The sequence below is a fragment of the Salinimicrobium oceani genome (assembly GCF_012037645.1).
Genome location: NZ_JAAVJR010000592.1, coordinates 1 through 461, shown reverse-complemented (window position 1 = coordinate 461; position 461 = coordinate 1). Strand labels below are relative to the sequence as shown.

The 461-nt window shown below is 46.4% G+C and carries 1 pseudogene; it reads left to right on the top strand.

Annotated elements, in window-relative coordinates:
* A pseudogene (locus HC175_RS18415) lies at positions 1-461 on the top strand (amidophosphoribosyltransferase); the annotation flags it as partial.

The window sequence follows — 461 nt, the reverse complement described above, 5'->3', positions numbered from 1 at the left end:
AGAGAGAAAGGCTTGCTCTTTTGAGCGGATATATTTTCCCGCGGAAGTGACGCCGAGATCTACCGCGAGCGGAAAATGCTTGGAAAACTGCTGATGCCTGAAGTGCTCAAAGCTATTAACCACGATACCATCAATACCGTCTTCTCCTTCATTCCCAATACTGCTGAAACCTCTTTCTATGGAATGGTGGAAGCTGCACAGGATGAACTAAACAAGCAAAAGAACGATACCATTCTTGCCGAAAAAGAGACGCTTACCGATGCCCGTTTGCAGGAGATCCTTGCCCACAGGCTAAGAACCGAAAAGATTGCCATTAAAGATGCCAAGCTGCGGACTTTCATTACCGAAGACAGCAGCAGGGATGATCTTGTAGCCCACGTTTATGATGTAACCTACGGGGTTGTAAAGCCGGAAGATAACCTGGTGATTATTGATGACAGTATTGTGAGAGGTACTACGCT